Genomic DNA, 608 nt, shown 5'->3' with positions numbered 1-608 from the left:
CATATTTTCAATGTCAGATAGTAAATTCAATCAGCTAAATATATTCTATTCTGGATTGAATGGTAGTGTACCCGTCTAAACATGAAATTGTGATCGGCTGATCCTGTAGGCTTTTATGTAGGATATTCCTTTTTCCTTCTCATACATGGAGGGGTGTCTTGAAGTAGTGAACTTATGAACGCATAGGATATACTTGGTTTGGCTTACTCTTTGGCGTTACCCAAGTAAAAGGAATATATAATAATGTATAGAGAATTTTAAATATCAGATAACATTTTATCAATAGCCATTTTTACGGCTGGCAGGTTGTTTTTCATTACATCAAAAACGATAACTGCATCTATATCGAAATAATGATGTGCTATAATGTCTCGCATTCCCATAACTCCTTTCCAATCAATTTCAGGATAATGCGATAAAAGTTCTTTATTTGTAGCTTTATCAATACGCTTGACGCTTTCTCCGATTGCAATCAGCAGCATACAGATACTTTCCAACCTCTCAACTCCGCTTGGTGTCGTCAAGAAATCGTCTGGAGAAAGTATTGTTTCCGATCTCTTTAATATTCTATCTAAAGCCGTTTGTATCTTTATCAAAGAAGAACGGAT

General features: G+C 35.0%; 1 protein-coding gene. It reads right to left on the bottom strand.

Annotated elements, in window-relative coordinates:
• Positions 1 to 257: 257 nt before the first annotated feature.
• Positions 258 to 608, bottom strand: a 351-nt coding sequence (locus D7V92_RS21925) for a DUF86 domain-containing protein (RefSeq protein WP_370036723.1), incomplete at its 5' end; no start/stop codon positions are given.

The organism is Parabacteroides sp. CH2-D42-20 (assembly GCF_003670185.1).
GTDB classification, from domain to species: domain Bacteria; phylum Bacteroidota; class Bacteroidia; order Bacteroidales; family Tannerellaceae; genus Parabacteroides; species Parabacteroides distasonis.
The sequence above is the reverse complement of the archived record's forward strand: the minus strand, read 5'-3'. Positions and strand labels throughout refer to the sequence as shown.